18 protein-coding genes and 1 tRNA gene are annotated in these 20,794 nt (G+C 62.5%); 11 read left to right on the forward strand and 8 right to left on the reverse strand.

Annotation, left to right across the window (positions count from 1 at the left end):
* Window positions 1-5 precede the first annotated feature (5 nt).
* The 4 genes from asnB (at window position 6) to ACHMWQ_RS22635 (ending at window position 6,628) form a co-directional block, all read left to right on the forward strand.
* Complete coding sequence (asnB, locus tag ACHMWQ_RS22620; RefSeq protein ID WP_396309205.1) at window positions 6-1,994, forward strand: asparagine synthase (glutamine-hydrolyzing); 1,989 nt, start codon at window positions 6-8, stop codon at window positions 1,992-1,994.
* Between the two features lies 1 nt (window position 1,995).
* On the forward strand, window positions 1,996-4,296 hold the full coding sequence (locus tag ACHMWQ_RS22625) for a GumC family protein (RefSeq protein ID WP_396309206.1): 2,301 nt from the start codon (window positions 1,996-1,998) through the stop codon (window positions 4,294-4,296).
* Window positions 4,297-4,366: 70 nt separating this feature from the next.
* Window positions 4,367-5,158, forward strand: coding sequence for a hypothetical protein (locus tag ACHMWQ_RS22630; RefSeq protein ID WP_396309207.1), 792 nt, complete (start codon window positions 4,367-4,369; stop codon window positions 5,156-5,158).
* Between the two features lie 18 nt (window positions 5,159-5,176).
* Window positions 5,177-6,628, forward strand: coding sequence for a lipopolysaccharide biosynthesis protein (locus ACHMWQ_RS22635; protein ID WP_396309208.1), 1,452 nt, complete (start codon window positions 5,177-5,179; stop codon window positions 6,626-6,628).
* A gap of 263 nt (window positions 6,629-6,891) precedes the next feature.
* Here ACHMWQ_RS22635 and ACHMWQ_RS22640 read toward each other — a convergent pair whose 3' ends face one another.
* Together ACHMWQ_RS22640 and ACHMWQ_RS22645 are read right to left on the reverse strand one after the other, a co-directional pair.
* Complete coding sequence (locus ACHMWQ_RS22640; RefSeq protein ID WP_396309209.1) at window positions 6,892-7,851, reverse strand: aldo/keto reductase; 960 nt, start codon at window positions 7,849-7,851, stop codon at window positions 6,892-6,894.
* Between the two features lie 132 nt (window positions 7,852-7,983).
* Window positions 7,984-8,598: a helix-turn-helix transcriptional regulator gene (locus ACHMWQ_RS22645; RefSeq protein WP_396309210.1), complete on the reverse strand. Its 615-nt coding sequence runs from the start codon at window positions 8,596-8,598 to the stop codon at window positions 7,984-7,986.
* Between the two features lie 681 nt (window positions 8,599-9,279).
* Here ACHMWQ_RS22645 and ACHMWQ_RS22650 point away from each other — a divergent pair.
* Window positions 9,280-10,152, forward strand: coding sequence for a sensor histidine kinase (locus ACHMWQ_RS22650; RefSeq protein ID WP_396309211.1), 873 nt, complete (start codon window positions 9,280-9,282; stop codon window positions 10,150-10,152).
* Here the strand turns inward: ACHMWQ_RS22650 and ACHMWQ_RS22655 are convergent.
* Window positions 10,133-10,810: a LuxR C-terminal-related transcriptional regulator gene (locus tag ACHMWQ_RS22655; RefSeq protein ID WP_396309212.1), complete on the reverse strand. Its 678-nt coding sequence runs from the start codon at window positions 10,808-10,810 to the stop codon at window positions 10,133-10,135. The genes ACHMWQ_RS22650 and ACHMWQ_RS22655 overlap by 20 nt on opposite strands.
* 418 nt (window positions 10,811-11,228) lie before the next feature.
* Here ACHMWQ_RS22655 and ACHMWQ_RS22660 point away from each other — a divergent pair, with 418 nt between their 5' ends.
* The 6 genes from ACHMWQ_RS22660 to ACHMWQ_RS22685 are packed head-to-tail and all read left to right on the forward strand — an operon-like array spanning window position 11,229 to window position 17,418.
* A complete protein-coding gene (locus ACHMWQ_RS22660) occupies window positions 11,229-11,951 on the forward strand; it encodes an NDP-sugar synthase (protein WP_396309213.1) in 723 nt (240 codons plus the stop codon).
* Window positions 11,952-12,007: 56 nt separating this feature from the next.
* On the forward strand, window positions 12,008-13,144 hold the full coding sequence (locus ACHMWQ_RS22665; RefSeq protein WP_396309214.1) for a DegT/DnrJ/EryC1/StrS family aminotransferase: 1,137 nt from the start codon (window positions 12,008-12,010) through the stop codon (window positions 13,142-13,144).
* Window positions 13,141-13,833: a sugar transferase gene (locus tag ACHMWQ_RS22670; RefSeq protein ID WP_396309215.1), complete on the forward strand. Its 693-nt coding sequence runs from the start codon at window positions 13,141-13,143 to the stop codon at window positions 13,831-13,833. Before ACHMWQ_RS22665 ends, ACHMWQ_RS22670 begins: the two co-directional genes overlap by 4 nt.
* Window positions 13,834-13,886: 53 nt before the next feature.
* The gene (locus tag ACHMWQ_RS22675) at window positions 13,887-14,897 is read left to right on the forward strand and encodes an SDR family NAD(P)-dependent oxidoreductase (protein WP_396309513.1); all 1,011 of its coding nucleotides are present in this window, start codon (window positions 13,887-13,889) and stop codon (window positions 14,895-14,897) included.
* Window positions 14,894-16,159 carry a hypothetical protein gene (locus tag ACHMWQ_RS22680; RefSeq protein ID WP_396309216.1) on the forward strand — a complete coding sequence of 422 codons (1,266 nt, stop codon included), beginning with the start codon at window positions 14,894-14,896 and terminating at the stop codon, window positions 16,157-16,159. The genes ACHMWQ_RS22675 and ACHMWQ_RS22680 overlap by 4 nt, the downstream gene beginning before the upstream one ends.
* Window positions 16,156-17,418, forward strand: coding sequence for a polysaccharide biosynthesis/export family protein (locus tag ACHMWQ_RS22685; protein ID WP_396309217.1), 1,263 nt, complete (start codon window positions 16,156-16,158; stop codon window positions 17,416-17,418). Before ACHMWQ_RS22680 ends, ACHMWQ_RS22685 begins: the two co-directional genes overlap by 4 nt.
* 257 nt (window positions 17,419-17,675) lie before the next feature.
* Here the strand turns inward: ACHMWQ_RS22685 and ACHMWQ_RS22690 are convergent, their stop codons facing one another.
* The 5 genes from ACHMWQ_RS22690 to mnmA form a co-directional block, all read right to left on the reverse strand.
* Window positions 17,676-18,269, reverse strand: coding sequence for a tyrosine-type recombinase/integrase (locus ACHMWQ_RS22690; RefSeq protein ID WP_396309218.1), 594 nt, complete (start codon window positions 18,267-18,269; stop codon window positions 17,676-17,678).
* A gap of 48 nt (window positions 18,270-18,317) precedes the next feature.
* The gene (locus ACHMWQ_RS22695) at window positions 18,318-18,593 is read right to left on the reverse strand and encodes an Arm DNA-binding domain-containing protein (RefSeq protein WP_396309219.1); all 276 of its coding nucleotides are present in this window, start codon (window positions 18,591-18,593) and stop codon (window positions 18,318-18,320) included.
* Between the two features lie 103 nt (window positions 18,594-18,696).
* Window positions 18,697-18,773: transfer RNA gene (locus ACHMWQ_RS22700), tRNA-Met, on the reverse strand.
* A gap of 82 nt (window positions 18,774-18,855) precedes the next feature.
* Window positions 18,856-19,545, reverse strand: a complete 690-nt coding sequence (locus ACHMWQ_RS22705; protein WP_354551189.1) for a class I SAM-dependent methyltransferase — start codon at window positions 19,543-19,545, stop codon at window positions 18,856-18,858.
* A 9-nt stretch (window positions 19,546-19,554) separates the two neighbouring features.
* On the reverse strand, window positions 19,555-20,748 hold the full coding sequence (mnmA, locus tag ACHMWQ_RS22710; protein WP_396309220.1) for a tRNA 2-thiouridine(34) synthase MnmA: 1,194 nt from the start codon (window positions 20,746-20,748) through the stop codon (window positions 19,555-19,557).
* Window positions 20,749-20,794 lie beyond the last annotated feature (46 nt).

The raw sequence follows: 20,794 nt of genomic DNA on the forward strand, positions 1-20,794 counted from the left end.
GCCCGATGTGCGGGATAGCCGGAATCCTCCTAGCACCGAACGCGGCCGATAGTCGGGCGCTAAGGTCGATCGCGACGATGACGCAAACCCTGCATCACCGCGGACCGGATGGTGAGGGCCTGTGGACCGACAGCGACGCGGGTCTCGCGCTGGGTCACCGGCGCCTGGCCATTGTCGACCTATCCGAGGCCGGGCGCCAGCCGATGCAGTCAGCCAGCGGGCGGTTCATCATGTCCTTCAATGGCGAAGTGTACAATTTTGGCGAGTTGCGCCGGGAGCTGGAAGGAACAGGTCAAGCGTTCCTAGGCGGCAGCGACACAGAGGTGATGCTGGCGGCGATCGAGCGCTGGGGCCTCGAACCGGCGCTCCCGCGCTTTGTTGGCATGTTCGCATTCGCACTATGGGATCGCCAGGCCAGGACGCTTCATCTCGCCCGCGATCGCGTCGGCAAGAAGCCGCTCTACATCGCCCCGACGCGCGATGCCCTGATCTTCGCGTCCGAGCTGAAGGCGCTGAACGTCTTTCCGGACTTCCACCACGAACTGGATTTCGGCGCCGCCTCGGCCATGCTGGCCAGGGGGTGGATACCGGATCATCAATGCATCTGGCAGGGAGCCTTCAAGCTGCCGCCCGGCTCGCTGCTGTCCCTGACCGCAGCCGAATTCGGCGCGGCCCGCGATGTCGCGGCGCTGCGGTCGCGGGTTCGTTCATGGTGGTCGCTGACCAGCGTGGCGGTTCAGTCGCGTCAACACCTACTCGACGGTACGGACGAGGAACTCACTACCCGCCTCGACGGCCTTCTGCGGCGCGCCGTTCGCGAGCGGATGGTCGCAGACGTCCCTCTCGGGGCGTTCCTGTCGGGCGGTATCGATAGCGCAACCGTCGTCGCGCTGATGCAGGCCCAGTCCCCCAAGCCGGTGCGAACCTTCACGATTGCCTTCGGCGACGCGGGCTATGACGAGTCGTCCCAGGCATCGGACGTCGCACGACACCTCGGCACCGATCACACCGAGCTTCGCTTGACGCCAAACGCCGCTCGCGAGGTCATCCCCGAATTGCCGCGCATTTGGGATGAGCCGTTTGCGGATGAATCGCAGATCCCGACCCTGCTGGTCTCGCGGCTCGCCCGCGAGCAAGTGACCGTCGCCCTCACCGGCGATGGCGGCGACGAGAGCTTCGCCGGCTACTCGCGCCATTTTCTCGGCGCCCGGCTGGCTCGCTGGCATGGATGGGGAGCGCCGCTACGCCGTACTTCGTCCGGACTGTTCGCCCTGCTCGCTCGCGGCACCCGCCAGGATCTCTTCACCCGATTGCCGATCCCCGGGCGCATGCGCCGCGCCATGCGCCCGGACCAGTTCGATCGCCTGGCCCGCCTGCTTGCCGCCGGCGACGAACCCGAGATGTATCGCCGGCTGATCGGCGCCTCAGAAAAGAACCTCACGCATTATGCGCCGTCGCTGGCAGAGGCAGGACCATTGCTCGATGATCTCGTGTCGCGCCTCCTCCTCGACGATACGACCGGCTACCTCCCCGGCGACATCCTGGTGAAGCTCGATCGCGCCAGCATGGCGAACAGTCTGGAGACACGGTGTCCTATCCTCGATCATCGCGTCATCGAGTTCGCCTGGCAGCTTCCGACCCGCGCCAAGGTGCGCAACGGCAAGGGAAAGTGGATCCTTCGCCAGCTACTCGGACGCTATCTGCCGCCGCAGCTGGTCGATCGGCCGAAACACGGCTTCGACGTGCCGGTCGGAGACTGGCTCAAGGGTCCCCTGCACGAATGGTCCTCCGACCTTCTGGCGGATCTGCGGCGGGATCAGGACGACTTCCTCGATCTAGACCTCATCGACACCTGCTGGCGCGAACATCTAACCGGTAGTCGGGATCATTCGCGCGACCTGTGGTCGGTTCTGATGTTCCAGGCCTGGCGTCGCGAACAATCGTCCGCGACCCGGGCCCCTTCATCTCGGGAATTCGCGTTGGCAGGGGTATGAAATGGAAGGCTCCATTGTCAGCAATATCTATCGGCGGCGGGCTCCCCAGACGCTGACGACCGCGCGGGACACCGGCCGGCGTCTACGGCTGCCGTCACTCGACAGGTCCCACGCGCCGGTGCCTTCGCCGGCCACGCAGGTCGCCGTCACGCTGCTGCGACGGAAGTGGTTCATCCTCGGTTTCGCGCTTCTTGGCGGCGCCCTCGCTGGACTTTCCGCTCTGGCCCGCCCGCCCCTCTACACCGCCAGCACGCAGATCGTCGTCGATCCGGCAAGTGGCAGAGCGCAGTCCGCCTCCGGACCCGCCCCGCAGGATGCTCTGGACCCGACGATCGACAGTCATCTGACGATGCTGATCTCCGACGCGCATCTGCGGCATGTGCTCGAAGCGCTTCGCGGGGCCGACGCGGACCGGACTCCAGCAACTGCCGACCCAAGCCCACCGAAATCGTCGTCCTTCGTCGGCAATCAGCTCGAAACCTTGCGAGCGGCGCGCGCCTCCGCCAGCCATTTCCTGCACGGGATCCTGTCTGGAAGCGCCGCTTCCGCTCCACCCCAGGAGGCAGCCGACGCCTCGGCGCGTGCCCGCTTGAAGACCAGCCTGCGGGTTGGCCAGGAGCTCCGTTCGCGGATCATCACGATCGGCTTCACCGGCCCCGATCCCGACTATGCGGCCCGGGTCGCGAACACGGTGGCCCGCGTCTATGTCGAGGACCTGGCACGGCGCAGCCTTGCCTCGAAGGAACAGGCCCTCGCTTCGGTCAAGAATAGCCTGCCGGTGGCCCAGAGCCAACTGGCGAGCGCCGCCGACCAGCTCGAAGCCTACCGCCTGACCCATGGCTCGCGCGATCCCGCCAATACCGACACCAGCGGCCAGGAAATCACCCAGCTCGGCCGGCAGATTTCCCTCATTCGTGCCGACCTTGCCGAAACCACCAAGCGGATCGATCAAATCCAGACGTTGCACAGCCTCCAGACGCTGCGCAACCCAGGGGCGTCGACTGCGGAGCTGGCAGCCGCGATCGGGTCGCAATCCCTCATGGGTCCCGCCGCAGGCCAGGCAGTCGGCACCCGTCCCGATGGTGTGGCGGCAGGCGACGCTGGCTCCGATCCGAACCGCGCGGATCCCCTCGAGCAGGCCATCGCCCAGCTGAACGAGAAGGCGAGCACCGATCGGGCACAACTGGCCTTGCTCGAGCAACGCCACAATGCGCTCAAAGCGGCTGCGGACGATGCGGCGGGTCAGCTGTCCGGCCTACGCGCCCTCGAGCTGCAGGTCGACGTCGCATCGCGGCGCTACAACGACCTGCTGACCCACCAACAGGAGCTGATCCAGCAGATCGAGTCTCCCGCCCCAGGGATCGCGGTCTGGTCCGAAGCCCGGCGGCCGACCAAACCGACGACCTTGTCCTCCGCCTTCCTCATTCCGCCGGGGATGGTCGTGTTCGGCACGCTGGGCGCCGTGATTGCGATCCTGCGCCGGAACTCCGATCGCACGCTGCGCGGCGAGGCCGAAACCGAGGCGGCGCTGGGCATCCCCAGCGCCGGGCTTCTGCCGAGGACGGCGCGGCCACAGGCGCGTCGGTTGAGCCACATACTGCTGACGGAGCCGAAGTCGGTCTATACGCGGGCGCTGCGATCGCTGTTGATTTCGATGGCGTCCCCGGACGAGGGACTGCGCCTTCCCAATATCTTGATGATTGCATCGAGCGACCGGCGGGAAGGCAAGACGACGCTAGCTTGGAGCATCGCCCTCACCGCCGCACGGCTCGGCGAACATGTGCTCTTTCTCGATCTCGATCAAAAGGGCAGCGGACTGACGCGCGAGTTCCGCAGCGCGTTCACGTGCACGCCCACCAGCGCCACCTTTACGGACTTCCTGATCGGCGCCTGCGCGCTGTCAGACGCCGTAGAAAAGATGCCGGATATCGGTGTCGACTACATGCCGGCCCCGGACATCTCCTGTGATCTGCTCCCGCTCATGGTATCCGCAGACGCCTCGAAGCTGATCGGTCCGCTTCGCCAGGCCTACACGGTCGTGATCATCGATGGCCCCACCGGGCTGGAGGGCCCCGAAGCGAGGCTCGTGACAGCTTGGGCCGACGCCATCCTCTTTGTCGTTCGCTGGGGCGCGACGCAGCGGAATTTGGCGCGTGCCGTCTTAGACGGCCTCAACAGCAACGCTCCGTTCGACGATCGGCCCCAACCCGTCGTCAGCGTCCTGACCCAGGTAAATCTGAAACAGCACGCCGGCTACCGCTTCGGAGATAGCGGCGATCTTCTGCTCGCCGGTCCGCGATGACCGACAAGCCAGTCGTCCGCTCGTCCGCCCAAGGCGTTCGAGAGCGCCAACAAATCGGATTTGACTTGCCATGATCATAGAGCTCTTCGGCCCCCCAGGATCCGGCAAAACCACTTTCGCTCATGCGCTCGCCAGTCATTTGCGCGAGAGCGGATACAAAGCGAACGTCATGCTAAGTTATCAACCGAACAAGCAGAGCAATCGCTTTGATCGGTACGGCATTTTGTATTTCGCCTACCGGATCTGGGCTGCCTTTATGCACACCACTTACACGATCGCCAAATCACCAATCGCACAAAAGGAGATAAGCATCTCTGGATGCTTGGTTAAGACCATGCCGCCATCTAGGATAATCTGGCGAATACGGCTCTGGCAATACATCGTAAACCTCTCGAGATATTGGGACGCCGCCCAGAAGTCCGAAGACATCGTCATCTTCGATCAGGGTTTCGTGCAGGCTATCGGTACTCTGGCAATCTTCAACGGCGCCGCCAACGACGCGCTGCTCTCGAAGGCCCTCGATCTCGCGCCCGAGGCCGATTTCGCCATCCGCCTCCTGGCGCCACGTGACGTCGTCGAAACCCGTCTGCGGGAGAGGATGCGGCACGAGCCAAAGGCAGAGCGTCTCTTTGAGGCCAAAATCTCAACAAATCTGAATTCTTTCCTCATTTTCGACGACGTAAACAGAATTCTATCTGGAACGGATCGAAATATACTGTCGATACAGCCGACAGACCAAGCATCTATGAAATCCTGCATCGCCTTTGTCGAAAGCATCATCACGGATCGTCTGCGCGGCGCCGGAGATATGCACGCTACCGTGCGAATGCAGGTGTCAGATGAGATCCGGGCAGAAGTTTAAAATGACAGGACAACGCAAATGAACAGCCGCGTGCAAGGAAATCGGAGCCGACAGCCCAAGTCTAGCCTTACAGCCCGCGCAGAGCCGCTCGCCGGTGCGGCGCAAGGCGGCGACAAGAATGCCCGAAGGAATGGCCGGACTCTGGCCCATGCGAGCATTTTCGCCCTGCTCGTCTATATTGGCGGGGCAGGCCTGACCAGCCTTGCGCAATTGCTGATCGCACGTCTCGTCGGCACCACCAGCTATGGCATCTACGCCTATACCATGGCCTGGACGACGGTGCTCGGCTACCTGTCGACGCTCGGATTCAATGTGTCGTTGCTGCGCTTCGTGCCGGCCTATAGCGCCGTCGGGCGGATGGACCTGGCCCGCGGCGTGATCATCTTCGCGCTGTGGCGATCGCTGATCGTCGCGAGCGTGGCCGGACTGGTCGGCGCGCTTCTGGTCCTGATCTTCTCGCATCATGTCGATCGCGAGTTGGAGACCAGCCTCTTGCTCGGCATGGCCGGCGTGCCGCTCATCACCGCCTACGCCATCGGGGCGACCCTGGTGCGCGCCTTTGGCGGCGTCATCTCCGCCCTGCTGCCGGAGCGCATCGTGCGAGATGGGCTGCTTCTGACCCTCGTAGGCCTGGCGGCATTGGCCGGCTCATGGACGCTGGATGCCTCCCTCGTCATGATGGCCGCCGTGACGAGTTCCGCCGTAACAGCAGGGCTCGCCTTCTCCACCGCCATCCGCTTGTGCCCGCCGACCCTACGCCGTCAGCCGGCGAGCTACGCGGCGCGCCAGTGGTGGGCGGCGGCACCTCCGATCATGCTACTCGCCGGACTGGATGTCTTCATCAGCCGGACGGGCGTCATGCTCCTCGGGTGGACCGGAGACGTCCGCAACGCCGGCATCTTTGCCATCGGGCTCAATGTTGCAATGCTCGTAGGGCTGTCGCGGATTGCCATCAGTACGATGTTCTCGCCGACGGCGGCAGATCTGCATGCCCGCAGCGACCTGGACGGATTGCGACACCTGTTTTCGCGAGCCTCCGTCCTCTGTTTTGCCAGCGCGATCGGCCTCGCGGTTCCCCTCCTGGTCATCGTCGAACCGCTCCTGCAGTTTTTCGGCGACGATTTTGTCGCGGCGGCGCCGATCACCCGGATCCTCATCCTGGGTTATGTCTTTGCGTCACTCATGGGACCGCAGCAGAATCTCCTGACCATGACCGGCCACGAATGGGCCGCGGCAACCACCATGATTGCGGGCGCTTTGACCAATATCCTGGGCGGCGCGATAGGCGTCGTCCTGTATGGCCCCATTGGTGCTGCGCTCGGCATCACCTTGGCCCTGGTGGTTTGGCATTCGGCCATGGCGCTTTACATATACAGGCGATTGAACATCCTCCCGGGCCTCGTCTTCGCGGCGCTCGCGCTTCAGCGCGACGCGCAGGAATGGACTAGGGCTGCACTCAAAAAGGTCTAGCAAGGTGGGTTGGCCTCGAGGTTTCTGGATGGGGCCCTGAAGATGGCAAAGCAGGTTCAGTGTCTGGCAACGAGGAATGGGCCCCTGCTGCCGGGCGAGCGTAGGGGCGCTCGTCGGCTAGACGACTGGCGCGTGATCTTGCCCATCGCTCATATGATGCAGAGCGGAGCCGGATGGCGCGATTGTCCGCCGGATTTTTTTCGATCCAGCTCTCAGCATTGTGGGAGATTCTTGTCGAGGAATTCCGCGACGTTGCCGGTCGATCAGTCTGTCGTCGCCGCATCGAGCGCGGCGACAATAGAAGTCAGCCGCTCGGGTGTTGGGTAGCTCTTCAATCGCCGCAGGTTAAAATCGAGATGGGACTTCCGGAGCATCGAAACTAGCGTTACCCCATTGGAATTCGTCGAGAAAGCGTAATCGGCCAGAAATTCTGTAGCAATTTCGGGGGGATCGCCGCGAAAACCGAAATCAAGAAGAGCGGCCCGTACTTTTTCGTTCGTATTTATTTTCGCAATTACCCAATCAAGGCATGAAAATGTCCCATGAGTTATAAACGTCCTGCGGGAGTCGGCTCGCTCCTTCAACTTCCCAAGGTTTCGCTCAATTGGTGTATTCGCAATCTGCACCAAACCATAGGGTAACGTTTCACCGAGAGATCGGATGCCGGCCTCAAGATTTCCTGCGACCGAGATGGCGCGAGCCTTCCCATCTTGAACCAGGCGCTCCGCGGCCCGGATGATATCCTCGTGAGCAAGTTCTTCGACAGTCGGTCGATGTAGTGCAAGAACATCGACATAATCTGTACGAAGACGTCTCAGGCTCTCCTCGACGCCGGATCTCATCACCTCCGCGGACAGTGGTACCTTGAATGGCGTGGACCGCACTCTTGAAGAGTACTGCTTGAGTACTGGAAACGCTGCAATACCGATCCGGAACAACGGCTTCAGCAGCCGCATGGCAGTGGATGTCGTCGGCGGGCGCATGCCAACTTTAGTGCAGACGCAAACGCGGTCGCGCCTCCTGCATGCAAACTCGCCCCAGATTGATTCAGCCGCGCCGTCGCCATACGAAGGCGCCACGTCATACCAGGTTACGCCGGCTTCGTAGGCGCGCTCCAGCGCTTGGAGCCCCTCGCGGGTTCCCACACGAGAACCAAGCGAAGCGCAGCCAAAGCCGACACTTGATACTTGCGTGCCTATAGCTTCGACAAAGACCTGTTTCATCACGAATACTCGTTTTTAAGTCGGGATCAAAAGCGAACAGGGAATGGGCCCATGCCGGGCAACAAGAAGATTGTCAGCCCCGGCCTTGGATCATGTCCAGAAAACTGTCACCCGACGCGATGAGCCGTCTAATCAGGGAAGCACGGCCATTCTATCGAGTAGCGAAACCAGCTCTGCCTGACGTTTCGTCTCGGTCTTGGCAAACAGTGAGGCTAGTTGGGAGCGGATCGTCGTGCGACTGAGCTGACGACTCCGCGCGATGTCGAGGGGAGAGTCTCCCCGCGCGATACACAGCGCCAGTTGTGTCTCCGCGCTTGTCAGGCTGAACATTCGCTGCAGCGTCTGGGGATTCGGGTGTGGTCGCGCGTCGCGATCGATCAAGACGACGATACTCGCCTCCTCCGATACGCTGTGCGGTTCGCTCAGAATCACCGGCTTGCCGTATCGACTCGGCATGACAACCCAGGAAACCGAATTGGGCAGGAGTTGAACCGATAGGTTCGAGATCAACCGCCGGAAGGCACCCGAAATCTCGACTGGCGTATCGGCCTTTTCACCCCTGCGCTCCAGCGTAGCCTGCGCGAGGACATTCCAACCGATGACTTTGCGCTGGGCGTCAAAGACGATATAGCCGAAGCCGATGCGATCGAGGATCGCCAACGCGGACTCTGCATTTCTTCCAATCGCGGTCACTTCTCCCTTGTCCCGGCAGGCGCCAACGTGCGTTGAAAGGATCGCGCGCGTCAAACTGACACTTCCGACGATTACATTTCTACCGGAACATCTAGAGTCTCGATTTCCACTATTTTTTTCTAAAAACATCGCGGAGCCCTGCTTGTAAATTCAAAATCGCTAAATAAAAAATCGCGATCTTGAATGGTTCATTGCCAAGAAGAAGAACCCAGGGTGGTCCCTAATCACCCTGTACCCACAGGAGGTCTCACAGCGTGCATCACGACGAGATCACCAATTCGTGAATCGCGTGCCTGCAATGCGAATATAACCTCCAGCCCGCGCCAAACATCTCGCCAAAGTCGTACCTCCACAATCATACGCGAGGACTAGATCTTGCGATCGACCAACTAGTTCAAAAGTTGTATTATTTTTTAAACAACCCGATCTACGGGGGGCAAAAATCGCCAGTTTGGAAACCAGAATAGCAAAGAGTGCCTTAGCATTTTTTGCCATTGTTGCACTATTGCTTCGAAATTGGTCCCGCTCTCTGACGGAGAGGCGGCACTTGAGTTCGGTCTGGTAGGCCTATTTTGTGCCGCGGTGCTCCTTCAAGGCAATTTCCTAACCTGGGCTGCGACACTTCTGAATGCCGGCTTTCTGGCGTGGGTGGTATCCTGTTACCATTCAGAGCTTTTAGTCGCTGGAACGACCCCCCTTCTTGAACTGCTGATATTGGGGGGCGGGATCGTCGCCATGCTGGTCGGATTCCAGTACCGGCGCGAGACTAGGCAACAACGGGATAGAGCGACGTCGGCGTCTTCGCCCGCCCCGGCGATACCAATCACAGCCGAGCCCAGCCCAAACCCACATCGTCAATCCTTGGAGCACCCAGAAACTGGTCTCTCGATCATCGCTGATGATGGCGAAGTGCTAGATGCCGCAATCCAAGGCAGCACGGACAGGCGCTATGCACCACCTGCCGAGCGCCGAAATGGAACGCTACGGCGAGCGAGCGACCTGAAGCGCGAAAGTTCCGTACTCGAACTCCGTCATCGCCTCAGCAACCTGTTTCCCACGATCACAGCACTGGCCAATCTGATAGACACGCCGGACGGCGACGTCGCTGACTACCGGCGAGCGCTGATCGAGAGGATCCGTGCACTCCAAGCGGCACATCAGCTTCTGACACAACATCCCACAAGAACCGGCCTGCTCCAAGACATCGTGACCCTGACTCTGAAGCCCTATCGCCAGGAGCACAACATCACGATCCATGGGCCGTCGATCCCGATGTCCGAAGGTACAGCCGAGAGTTTCGCCCTCGTCGTTCATGAACTTGCGACAAACTCCCTGAAGCACGGCGCCCTAGGCACCCCCGGTGGCCACGTCAGCGTCGAATGGTCCGTGCCCGCGAATTCCGATGGTGACATCCTGTTCATGTGGAGCGAGCAAGGACGCCGTACGATGGCGAAGTCAGCCCATCTTGGGTTCGGCTCCAGCATTCTCGGCACCTGCGGAGCGCCGCTCATCGGCCACTCTCCCAGCGTGGAGATGTCGGACGATGGCATGCGCTACTCCCTGTGCCTGTCGCGCAATGACGAAAGCTCTAGTTCATCCTTTTTGTAAGCAGCGTCTTGAGCAGGACGGCCGCTTCCGTACGATTGCGCGCGCCAAGGTGGCGCATAACGGCAGCAACGTGGATCTTGGTCGTCGCCTCAGCGATTTGCAGATCGCGCGCGATTTCCTTGTTCGAATACCCTTCCGCAATCAACTTCAGCACGCTGCGCTGCCGCTGTGTCAGGCCTTCCAAGCTGCTCATTCCAATCGATCGACCATTCCGCAGTCGATCGGATATCTTGGCAGGCTGTATTCTGTGCCGCTCCGAGGCCTGGGACAGCAGGGAGGGCACGTAGATGCGGCCTGCGAGGATCTCCTGGACAGCGTGAGCGACTTCCTCATCCGACTGGGACTTGGCGATAAAACCGTGCAGCCCGGCGGAAAGCGTCGCGAGAATGTCGGATTTAGCCTCTGATCCGGAGATGATGGCGAAACGGGTGTCCGGATAGATCGGCAACAAATCGACGAGCGCCTCCGGCGCCAACAAGCCCGGCATGTGAAGGTCCAGTATGGCCAGGTCAACGGGCGCCTTTTCTTCCAGAAGGAAGACAGCGGCATCAAAATTCTGGGCCTCGAAGATTTCCGCGTTTGGGATGACTGTTGCCAGCGCGCTCCGCAGACCACGTCGATAGAGACCATGATCATCGGCGACTACAATTCGACACATGCTGTATGCCCTTTGCTGGCTCGAAGAGCCCTCGCATCAAGCGTCTTGTAGCGACAGATCGCTCGATACCCTCAAGATGCGTACGGCCGGCCGACGGTCATTCATCTCCGCCCGTCGCCTATTCTGCGCTCCAGTCCGTCAACAGCCGTCTCCCGGCCGGGGCGTCGAAGGAGGAAACCGACATCAGTTTCGCGGCCGAGTGTACAGCACAGTTAACAAATCACTACCATTCAAACGCACGAAGACAGCTCCCGGGCATGAACATACCATCGGGTGTGTTGGATCCGGAAGAAGTGCCGGAGCCGCCCAGAGCAAATCGCCTGCTCTTTAGTGACCCACAGGCGCCGGGCTCCAAACAATATCAAGAACTACGCATCCCAAGGATAGCGGGCCGGACGGCCGGACGGAGGAGGAACTCATGAAAGCGGTCATTCAATGCGGTGGCATGGGCACACGGTTGCGTCCCTTCACTTCGGTTTTGCCTAAGCCGCTCATGCCTATCGGCGCGCGGCCCGTCCTTGAACTGCTTCTGAAGTGGCTGCGACGCAACGGAATCCAGGATATCTACATCACGACCGGATATCTCGGCCATTTGATCCGCAGTTTCTGTGGCAATGGCGAGCAGTGGAACCTGAACATCCATTATACGCAGGAGATGGAGCCGCTCGGTACCATTGGGCCGCTCTCGTTGATCCGGGACGAGCTGAACGAACCTTTTCTGGTTCTCAATGGCGATGTCCTGACAGATCTGAGCCTGAGCCGCTTTATCGCGGCTCATCGCAAGCATCAGGGCCCGGTGACCATCGCGACAACTTACCGAACCATCAAGATGGATTTCGGCGTCATCGACGAGGAAGAAGACGCCGTCCAGCTCTTCCGGGAAAAACCGACGCTGTCGCACCTTGTCAGCATGGGGCTCTACTGCATGAACCCGGACGTCCTGCAGTTCGTCCCGTCCGGCGTGCCATTCGGCTTCGACGACCTGATGCTGCAGATGCTTCAGAATGGAAGCAAGGTGCATGTCTACAAGCACACCGGCCTATGGCTCGACATCGGCCGCATTGACGACTTCCAGAGCGCGCAAGCCATCGCCTGGGATGAAAACTCTGCTTCGATCGAGGCATCCGCCACGGCAGCCTGATCGCGACAGAACGCTCTGCAGCCCCATCGCCAACCGCAACGGTGAAGGACACGACAATGCTCATGGTAAGTGCTCCAATTGTGGGAATGCCGGAGAAGGCTGCGCTGTCCGAGGTCATCGACAGCGGATGGTTGACAATGGGAGACCGGGTGCAGGCCTTTGAACAGGCCTTTGCCAACCTACATGGCTCCGACGACTGCGTGGCCGTCGGCTCCTGCACGGCGGCGCTCCACCTGATCCTGCACGCTCTCGACATCGGCCCCGGTGACGAGGTGCTGGTTCCCGCCCTGACCTTCGTGGCGACCGCCAACGCGGTTCTCTACGTCAACGCGACCCCGGTCTTCGTGGACATCGAGTCAGCCGACGTACCCTTGATGTCGCTCGCCGAGGCGGAAGCCCGGTGCACGCCCCGCACCAAGGCGATCATTCTCGTTCACTTCGCCGGCTATCTGGCCGACCGCGATGCCTGGCAGGCCTTTGCCGCCCGGCGCGGGCTCCTGCTGATCGAGGATGCCGCGCATGCGCCGGGTCTGAAGGAAGTCGGCACGTATGGCGTCGCAGCTGCATTCAGCTTCTATGGAAACAAGAACATGACGACGGCGGAGGGCGGCGCCGTCATTGCCCGCGACCCTGCCCTGCGCGACAGAATTCGCCTGGCGCGCGGTCACGGCATGTCCAGCGGCACCCATCAGAGGCTGAACAGTCGTACCCCGACCTATGACGTTACGATGCTCGGCTTCAACTATCGCCTGGACGAGATGCGGGCAGCCATCGGTCTCGTGCAGTTGCAGGGGCTTCTGGAATGGAACGAGATCCGACGCATCCTGGTGGTCCTGTACAGGCGCCTGATCCTGCAGCACTGCCCGGCCGTGGCCGTCCCGTTCAGTGCCCCGCGCCCTTCCGCCTATCACATCATGCCGATCATCCTTCCCGAAACGGTACAGCGGCAAGACGTCATCGACCGGCTGCGCACGCATGGGATACAGACGACGATCCACTATCCGCCGGTGCACATGATGACGCTCTACAGGCAACGCTTTCCCGGAATCCATCTTCCGCAGACGGAGGCATTCGCCCAACGCGAGCTCACCATACCCCTGCACCCCGAAATCACGGCGACGACGGTGGAGGCCGTAGTGGCAGCCCTGGCCGCATCGCTCGGAACCGAAACGCATCTGGGGTCAGCCGCATGAGTATCCAGCATGCTGCCTTGGATCTGCCGGAGGTTTCGGATGCCGCCCATGGCTGGGCGCGACGTGCCCTCGACCTCGGCATTGCCGGCTCGGCCGCAATCTTCCTGGCGCCTTTGTTCGGGCTGATCGCGCTGGCGCTCTATCTCGAAGGCGGCCAGCCAATCCTGTTTGCGCAGACCCGCGTCGGCACCGGTGGCCGACCATTCCAGATGTACAAGTTCCGCAAATTCCACCCCGACTGCGACACGCCCGGCCTTCCCCTGACCATTGAGGGCGACAGCCGCATGACGCCGATCGGGCGGATCCTGGCCGTCACCAAGCTCGATGAGTTGCCGCAACTCTGGAACGTGCTCAGCGGCGACATGGCGATCGTCGGACCACGACCCGAAAGCCTGGCATTCGCGGATTGCTTTCGCGGTGGCTACGAAGCGGTTCTTCGCTACAAGCCCGGGCTGCTCGGTCCAAGCCAGGTCCTCTTCCGCCACGAAGCCCAGCTCTATCCGTCGACAGAGGAACCGACGCGCTTCTACCGCCGAACGCTGTTCCCGGCCAAGGCCAAGCTCGACCTCGCCTATTTTCCGCATCGCACGATTGCCTCCGACGTCGCCTGGATGGCGCGGGGGGCGATGGCGATCTTCGGCCGGGTGCCAGCCGCACCAAACCTGGGGGATCGAGGCCGTCATCCATGACGCTCGAAACCAGCGGACAGAATCTGAACGATATCGCCGCCATGGAGCGCAATATGTCGAAGTATCGGGGAAAGAAGGTCCTGGTTACCGGTGCGGATGGGTTCATCGGCTCGCACGTCACCGAGGCGCTTGTCCGCGAGGGGGCCGAGGTAACGGCGCTGGCGCTTTACAACTCATTCGACAGCCATGGCTGGCTGGATGATTTGCCGGATTCGATCCGCAGCGCACTGCGGCTGGTCCGGGGTGACGTTCGCGACAGCGCGTTCATGAACCGAATCCTGCGCAACCAGGCGGTGGTCTTCCATTTGGCGGCGCTGATCGCGATCCCCTATTCCTATTCGGCCGCGCAATCCTATGTCGAAACCAACGTCCTGGGCACGCTCAACGTCCTGGAGGCGGCGCGCCAATGGGAAACCGAGCGGGTTGTCCATACGTCGACGAGCGAGGTCTACGGCACCGCAATCACGATGCCGATCCGGGAAACCCATCCGCTTCAGGCGCAATCCCCTTACTCGGCCTCCAAGATAGGCGCCGACATGATGGCGGAATCCTACGCGCGTTGCTACGGCGTCCCCGTCGCCATCCTGCGGCCCTTCAATACGTTCGGCCCGCGGCAAAGCGAACGCGCCATTCTCCCGACGATCATCCGGCAGGCTCTCGATCGCGAATGCCCCGCCATCATGGTCGGCGATACGAGCCCAGTCCGCGACATGACGTTCGTCGAGGACACCGCAGCGGCGTTTCTCGCCGCCGGCAGCGCGGACGGCATAGAGTTTGGCCATGCCTACAATGCAGGAAGCCAGCGCGCGGTGACGATCTCGGACCTGCTCTCCCTGGTCGTCGAGATCAGCTCCTGTCGGAAAGCCGTTCAGCGCGATGAGAGCCGCTTGCGCCCGGAGAACTCCGAGGTTCGTGCGTTGCTGGCTGATTCCTCGCGCTTTGAAAGCGAAACCGGCTGGCGGGCGCGAACCACCCTGCGCGACGGGGTCGGAAAGACGATCAACTGGTGGCGCGACCGCCTCGACCAAGGCCGGGTGCGCCGGGAAAAAGGCTACATAACGTGAGGGCGAGCGCCCGGATCGCGGCGACGCTTTTGAGCGCCGCCGCCGTGCTGATCGCCGCGCCGCTGATCGGAATCGGCGCAACAGCCACCACGCCCGCGACCATCGCGCCCGCAGGGACAGAGCTTCCCGGCTATCTGGAGGTGACATGGGACCCGGCGTTCGGAACCGAGTTCACGCGCATCACCAAACCAGGAATGCTTGGCGCCGGTATCGTTTGCCGGGAGGCCTATTGCAGCCACCGCTATTCGAGCGCCCAGGCATGGAACGCGGATCAGAGCCTGCTCGTCCTCAGCAATGGCTGCGACGGCATGTGCTTCTTCGACGGTCAGACCTACAAACCGCTGTTCCGGCGCACCCGGTCTACCGAATGTGAATGGCACCCGGAAGATAGCGAACGGATGATCTGTGTCGGCGGCCAGTCGATCTTCACCTGGGCGCCCCGGACCAATCGGGAGGAGATCCTGTTCGTTTCGACGGACCACCACGAGTTCCAGTTCGGCCCCTACAAGGGCAATCCGAGCCGCGACGGCCACCGCGTCGCCGTAAGGGCGATGCGCGATGGCGGCGGCCAGGTCGTCTTTGCCTTCGATCTCGCGACACGGAAGAAGTTCCCCGACATCGAACTGTCGCAGCTGCCGGGCACCAACAACGCCTGCGCCATCTCGCCGCTCGGCCTGAACATCCTATGCCTTCAGGAGACGGCGGACGGCATCGATCAGGCTTACGTCTTTGCGATCGACGGGACGCTGAAGCAGCGCTGGAGCGAGCACCATCGGCCCGGTCACGGCGACATGACGGTCGATAGCGATGGCAGCGAGGTCTATGTCGGCATCAGCAAGTCCGATCCCGACAAATACCAGATCATCAAGCGCCGCCTGTCCGACGGGGTCGTCACGCCGCTGATGCGTTACGGCGAGGCGCAGCATGTGACGTTGCGGGCCATCCGGCGGCCTGGCTGGGCAATCGTCAGCTATGCCGGCGATCCCGCCGAAGTGTCCCGGCATCCCGGTTGGGCGCCGTTTTCGCGCGAGGTGGTCGCGCTGCGGCTCGATGGCAGCGGCGAAGTGCGCCGCATCGTCCAGACCCATAACGTACCGTTCGACTACTGGAGCGAGACGCATGCCTCGCCCTCTCCGGACGCGTCGCAGATCATCTGGTCAAGCAATTGGGACAATCCCGGTGGCCCGGTCCTGGAATTCGTATCGCGGCTCGACTGGCCGACGAAGCTGGGCGCTAGTCCCGCGGGAGACATCGGAAAATGACCCTCGTCCGACAGATCGCGCTAGCCGTAGTCGCCATCACGGCGACGGTGGCGCTTGCCAGGGCGGCGCAAACCGCGGCGGAGTACCGGATTTCGCCCGGCGACACCGTGCAGATCAACATCGCCACCATTCCCGACGGAGCGCATCAGGCCGTGGTCCAGCTCGATGGCACCATCGCACTGCCGCAGATCGGCATGATGCCGGTGGCCGGGCTGACGTTGGCCGAACTGCAGGCGAGGCTTGAACGGACCTTGCCGGCGACGATCTTTCGAATCCGGATGCCGGACGGGCGCGAGCAGGCCATCCTCCTCAAGTCCAGCGATGTGACCACGGCGATCGTAGATTATCGCCCGATCTACATCAAAGGCGACGTGCTGACGCCCGGCCAGCAGGCCTATCGCCCGTTGATGACGGTCCGACAAGCCGTCGCGGTTGCCGGCGGATACAGCGTGATGCGGGCGCGGATCAACCAGTCGGTCCAGGATCCGATCGACCTGCAGGGCGTCTATGGCTCGCTCTGGATGGACTACATCCGCGAGCGCTTTCGCAACCAGCGCACCCAGGCCGAGTTGGAGGACAAGCCGAGTTTCGACCCCGCTCCCCCGGCGGGGTCTCCACTTCCTCCGGATGCGGTGGCGGCCATTGCCCAGAACGAGATCGATTCCATGAAGGTCGCCCGCGACGATATCGAGCGAGAGCGCGCCTATCTTGAGCAGTCGCTGAAAGGGGCCGGCAACCAGATTGAGGTTCTGCTGAAGCGGGAACATGATGAAGAAGACGCGGTGAAGGCCGACGAGGAGGACCTCGATCGGGTGAAGAAGCTCTATGAGTCCGGCAACCTGACCAACACACGGATGGCCGATGTCCGACGCGCGCTCCTGCTGTCCTCGAGCCGTAGGCTTGAAACGACCGTCGAACTCATGCGGGCGCGCTACCAGCAAGGCGACTATGCGCGTCAGCTGGAGCGGACCGCCACCCAGAGGCGGATCGCGCTTCTGCGGGACTTGACCGATTCCAACGTGCGTCTGGTGGATCTCGGCATCAAGCTTCGCGCAGCCAGCGAGAAGCTGCATCCATTGGGCGGCGGCCATTCGGCGCCACTTCCCGAGGGAGACGCGGGTGTCAAGGTCACGATCGTCCGCAAGGTCGGCAATGCCTGGCAGACCCTCACCGTCGACGAAGATGCCGAGGTTCTGCCGGGAGACGTGATCGAGGCGCAACTGGCCAGCACCGTCGAGCCAACCGTTTCCGCTAGGTAATATATGCTGCGTGACGCCAGCCGTGGAGCTTGACGCCTTTTAGCGGAGTTGAGCTCGCCCGGTCGTTCGATGCTGGATCCAGATGGCTTGCCGCGAGCTAGACCGACATGCGTAACCCATCCTTATTCACAGAACTCACGCGAACGGCGTTGCTGACTAAGAGGAGGCAAACCAGGGGCTAGCAGCAGCGACACCTCAACCATCGACCTCCTACCGAAGCCACGGGAAGACACTAAGAGATTCCCGACCCATGAACGCTACGACTGAAGAACATTCACCGCCCTAGCGCAATCTCGATGTCCGTGTCGAAAACACGTTCGGAGACGAGATCGCAGGCCTTCTGAAGCACGAGGTCGCGTTTGGGCAAGCGGTTGAGGCCGGCGATCTCGTCGCCCTCGTCTATCCAGCGTCGAGCCGCACGCCCTCCGCGCCAACGTGCTGGACATCGCCGTCAGCCAGCGCTCCCTGCTGACCGTAAACCCTGCGACGGTCTCGGCAACGCCGGTAGCCCGCGTCCGCTTCACCCTCGGCTTCGGCAGCATTGCGTCGACCAAAGGCGCGGCCGGGTCAGTGGTCGCCAAACTCGAGGCTACGGCGTATCGGAAGATTGAACTGATGGTCTGCCGGATGCGCTTGGCGACATCCAATGCGCCGCGACTTTCGACACTCCGAACAATCGCCAGAATGTCAGCTGGCTTGATCTCCGCAACGTCCCTCATTCCGATCGCAGGAAGCACATCGCCCTCAAGGCGCGACCAAACACGATCGGCATGAGCTTGCACCCAGCCTGTTGACTTGCTGTTGAACCAAGCCGTCGCAACGGTCTTGAAATGTCGGGAGATGGGAGGCACCCCAACGGGGAGGTCCTTCGCGCTAGGATCGTGCCCGGTCGCGAGCTTCTACTTCGCAGCCTCACGCGCAGCGCGCGTTGGCGCGAGGGCAACCCCTGGGTACGATCCAAGCGAAAGGGTATGCTGTCGACCCCCGAACTTGCAGTTCAGACGCCATAGCTTTGAGCCGTTGGGGCGAACGAGCAGGTAGAGTTGACCAGAATCGCCCAGCTCTAAGTCTTTCTCGGCCGCCTTTGCATTTCGGCAAGCTGCATCCGTGAGCGCCATGCTGTCCTCCCGTATGGTATCACCAGCGCGGGGCCAACCCAGTACCATGCTCGGCATCGGGATGCCTTGGGACGTCCAGATACAGGAGTGAACGCAAAGGGTGAGGCGATCAAGGCTTTGCGCGACGTCTTGGACGGCGGCGAACTCGCATGGAGGAAGTTGGTAGCGGAGGAGGGACTTGAACCCCCGACACGCGGATTATGATTCCGCTGCTCTAACCAGCTGAGCTACTCCGCCCCAGGACCGGCGCTTGGGGCGCCGGCTGGAATGGCCCGCTTATAGGGAGCCGGGCCGAGGGCTGTCAAGCAGCCAGAACGCTTCAGGCCCGTTCAAACACAAGCAGTGTGAAAAACCCGATCGGACCCACCCGCCGGCGGTCGACCAGGCGCAGATCGGAGCGGCCCAGGATGCGGCTGATGTCGAAATCCATGTGCCAGCCGAGCGCTGCGGAAAGCGGCGCCAGACGCTCGCCGAGCCAGCCGCGCCAGCCCTTCTGCTCCGGGAAATGACTGACCAGCACGACGGCGCCGCCCGGCTTGGTGACGCGGGCGAGTTCGCCCATCACGGCGCGCGGGTCCGGCACCACGGTCAGCACGAACATGGCGACCGACGTGTCGAAGCTGGCGTCCGCCATCTGCAGGTCGCCGGCATCGGCGACTTCCAGCGCCTCGACATGGTCGAGCTTGCCCGCCGTGACGCGCTCGCGCGCAATCTCCAGCATTTCCGGCGACAGGTCGATGCCGGTGATGCGATGGCCGGTGCTGTAATGCGGCAGCGAGATGCCGGTGCCGACGCCGCATTCGAGAATGCGACCGGCCGGCAATTCGTTGACGAAGGCGACGGCGGCGCGCCGGCCCGATTCGAAGACATAGCCGAATACCCGGTCATAGACCGGCGCCCAGCGGGCGTAGGTATTGCGAACGGCGTTCTCGTCGATCCGGTTGGAAGAACGGCGTTTGCTCGCAAAGGACTTCCACTTGCGGGCGACGTCTTCAAAGAATTCCGGCATTGCTCTCCCTCATGCTGCGGCGACGGTATCCGTCACGATCAGGCGGCGAAGCGCCTGCTCCGCCTCGGCGTCGCGTTCGGCCCGGCTGATCCAGCCGCCGCCGAGGACGCGAGCCCCCTCTCCCTGGCCCGCATAGAATACGCAGGCCTGGCCCGGCGCGACACCTGTCTCGCCGTCGATCAGCGAGACCTGGGTCTCGCCATCCTTCTGCACGATCTGCGCCCGCTGCGGCGCGCGCGTCGAGCGGACGCGGGCATAGATCTCCATCCCGTCGGCGCCGATCGCCTCCAGCGGCGCATCGCCCAGCCAGTTCACGTTGCGCAGCACCAGCCGGCGGGCGGCGAGCGCCTCGCGCGGGCCGACGATGACCCGGCCGCGCCGCGCGTCGAGATGGATGACATAGAGCGGATCGGCCGAGGCGATGCCGAGGCCGCGGCGCTGGCCGACCGTGTAATGGATGATGCCCTCGTGCCGGCCGAGCACGCGGCCGTCGATATGCACGACCTCGCCGCCCTCGGCCGCGCCCGGCTTCAGCCGCTCGATGACGTCGGAATATTTTCCGTTCGGCACGAAGCAGATGTCCTGACTGTCATGCTTGTCGGCGATCTCCAGGCCGAGCTCGCGGGCGATGGCGCGCGTCTCCGGCTTGGTCAGATGGCCGAGCGGGAAGCGGATGAAATCGAGCTGCTCGGGCGTCGTCGCGAACAGGAAATAGCTCTGGTCGCGGTCGAGGTCGGCGGGGCGGAACATGCCGCGATGGCCGTTCGGCTGCAGCCGGCTCTGGACATAATGGCCGGTGGCGAGCGCCGCCGCGCCCAGTTCGCGCGCCGTGGTCAGCAGGTCGGAGAACTTGACCGTCTGGTTGCAGGAAACGCAGGGGATCGGCGTCTCGCCGGCGATGTAGCTCTCGGCGAAGCGATCGATGACCGACTTGCGGAAGCGCTCCTCATAGTCGAGCACGTAGTGCGGAATATCGAGCCTCTCCGCGACGCGGCGGGCGTCGTGAATGTCCTGCCCGGCGCAGCAGGCGCCCTTGCGGTGCGTCGCCTCGCCATGATCGTAGAGCTGCAGCGTCATGCCGACGACGTCATAGCCCTCGCGTTTCAGCAATCCCGCGACAACCGACGAATCGACCCCGCCCGACATGGCCACGACGATGCGCGTGTCCTCGGGGCGGCCGGGAAGATCGAGACTGTTGAGCATGGTGGGAATGCCTTGCCGGGATGCCGCACGAACAGGTTTCAGGCCG

Source organism: Kaistia sp. UC242_56, assembly GCF_044452255.1.
Classification (GTDB): domain Bacteria; phylum Pseudomonadota; class Alphaproteobacteria; order Rhizobiales; family Kaistiaceae; genus Kaistia; species Kaistia defluvii_A.

Coding starts and splice junctions, on each gene's coding strand:
- asnB (WP_396309205.1), top strand. CDS start 6: ATGTGCGGGATAGCCGGAATCCTCCTAGCACCGAACGCGGCCGATAGT.
- ACHMWQ_RS22625 (WP_396309206.1), top strand. CDS start 1,996: ATGGAAGGCTCCATTGTCAGCAATATCTATCGGCGGCGGGCTCCCCAG.
- ACHMWQ_RS22630 (WP_396309207.1), top strand. CDS start 4,367: ATGATCATAGAGCTCTTCGGCCCCCCAGGATCCGGCAAAACCACTTTC.
- ACHMWQ_RS22635 (WP_396309208.1), top strand. CDS start 5,177: ATGAACAGCCGCGTGCAAGGAAATCGGAGCCGACAGCCCAAGTCTAGC.
- ACHMWQ_RS22640 (WP_396309209.1), bottom strand. CDS start 7,851: ATGAAACAGGTCTTTGTCGAAGCTATAGGCACGCAAGTATCAAGTGTC.
- ACHMWQ_RS22650 (WP_396309211.1), top strand. CDS start 9,280: ATGCTGGTCGGATTCCAGTACCGGCGCGAGACTAGGCAACAACGGGAT.
- ACHMWQ_RS22655 (WP_396309212.1), bottom strand. CDS start 10,810: ATGTGTCGAATTGTAGTCGCCGATGATCATGGTCTCTATCGACGTGGT.
- ACHMWQ_RS22660 (WP_396309213.1), top strand. CDS start 11,229: ATGAAAGCGGTCATTCAATGCGGTGGCATGGGCACACGGTTGCGTCCC.
- ACHMWQ_RS22665 (WP_396309214.1), top strand. CDS start 12,008: ATGCTCATGGTAAGTGCTCCAATTGTGGGAATGCCGGAGAAGGCTGCG.
- ACHMWQ_RS22670 (WP_396309215.1), top strand. CDS start 13,141: ATGAGTATCCAGCATGCTGCCTTGGATCTGCCGGAGGTTTCGGATGCC.
- ACHMWQ_RS22675 (WP_396309513.1), top strand. CDS start 13,887: ATGTCGAAGTATCGGGGAAAGAAGGTCCTGGTTACCGGTGCGGATGGG.
- ACHMWQ_RS22685 (WP_396309217.1), top strand. CDS start 16,156: ATGACCCTCGTCCGACAGATCGCGCTAGCCGTAGTCGCCATCACGGCG.
- ACHMWQ_RS22695 (WP_396309219.1), bottom strand. CDS start 18,593: ATGCCGAGCATGGTACTGGGTTGGCCCCGCGCTGGTGATACCATACGG.
- ACHMWQ_RS22705 (WP_354551189.1), bottom strand. CDS start 19,545: ATGCCGGAATTCTTTGAAGACGTCGCCCGCAAGTGGAAGTCCTTTGCG.
- mnmA (WP_396309220.1), bottom strand. CDS start 20,748: ATGCTCAACAGTCTCGATCTTCCCGGCCGCCCCGAGGACACGCGCATC.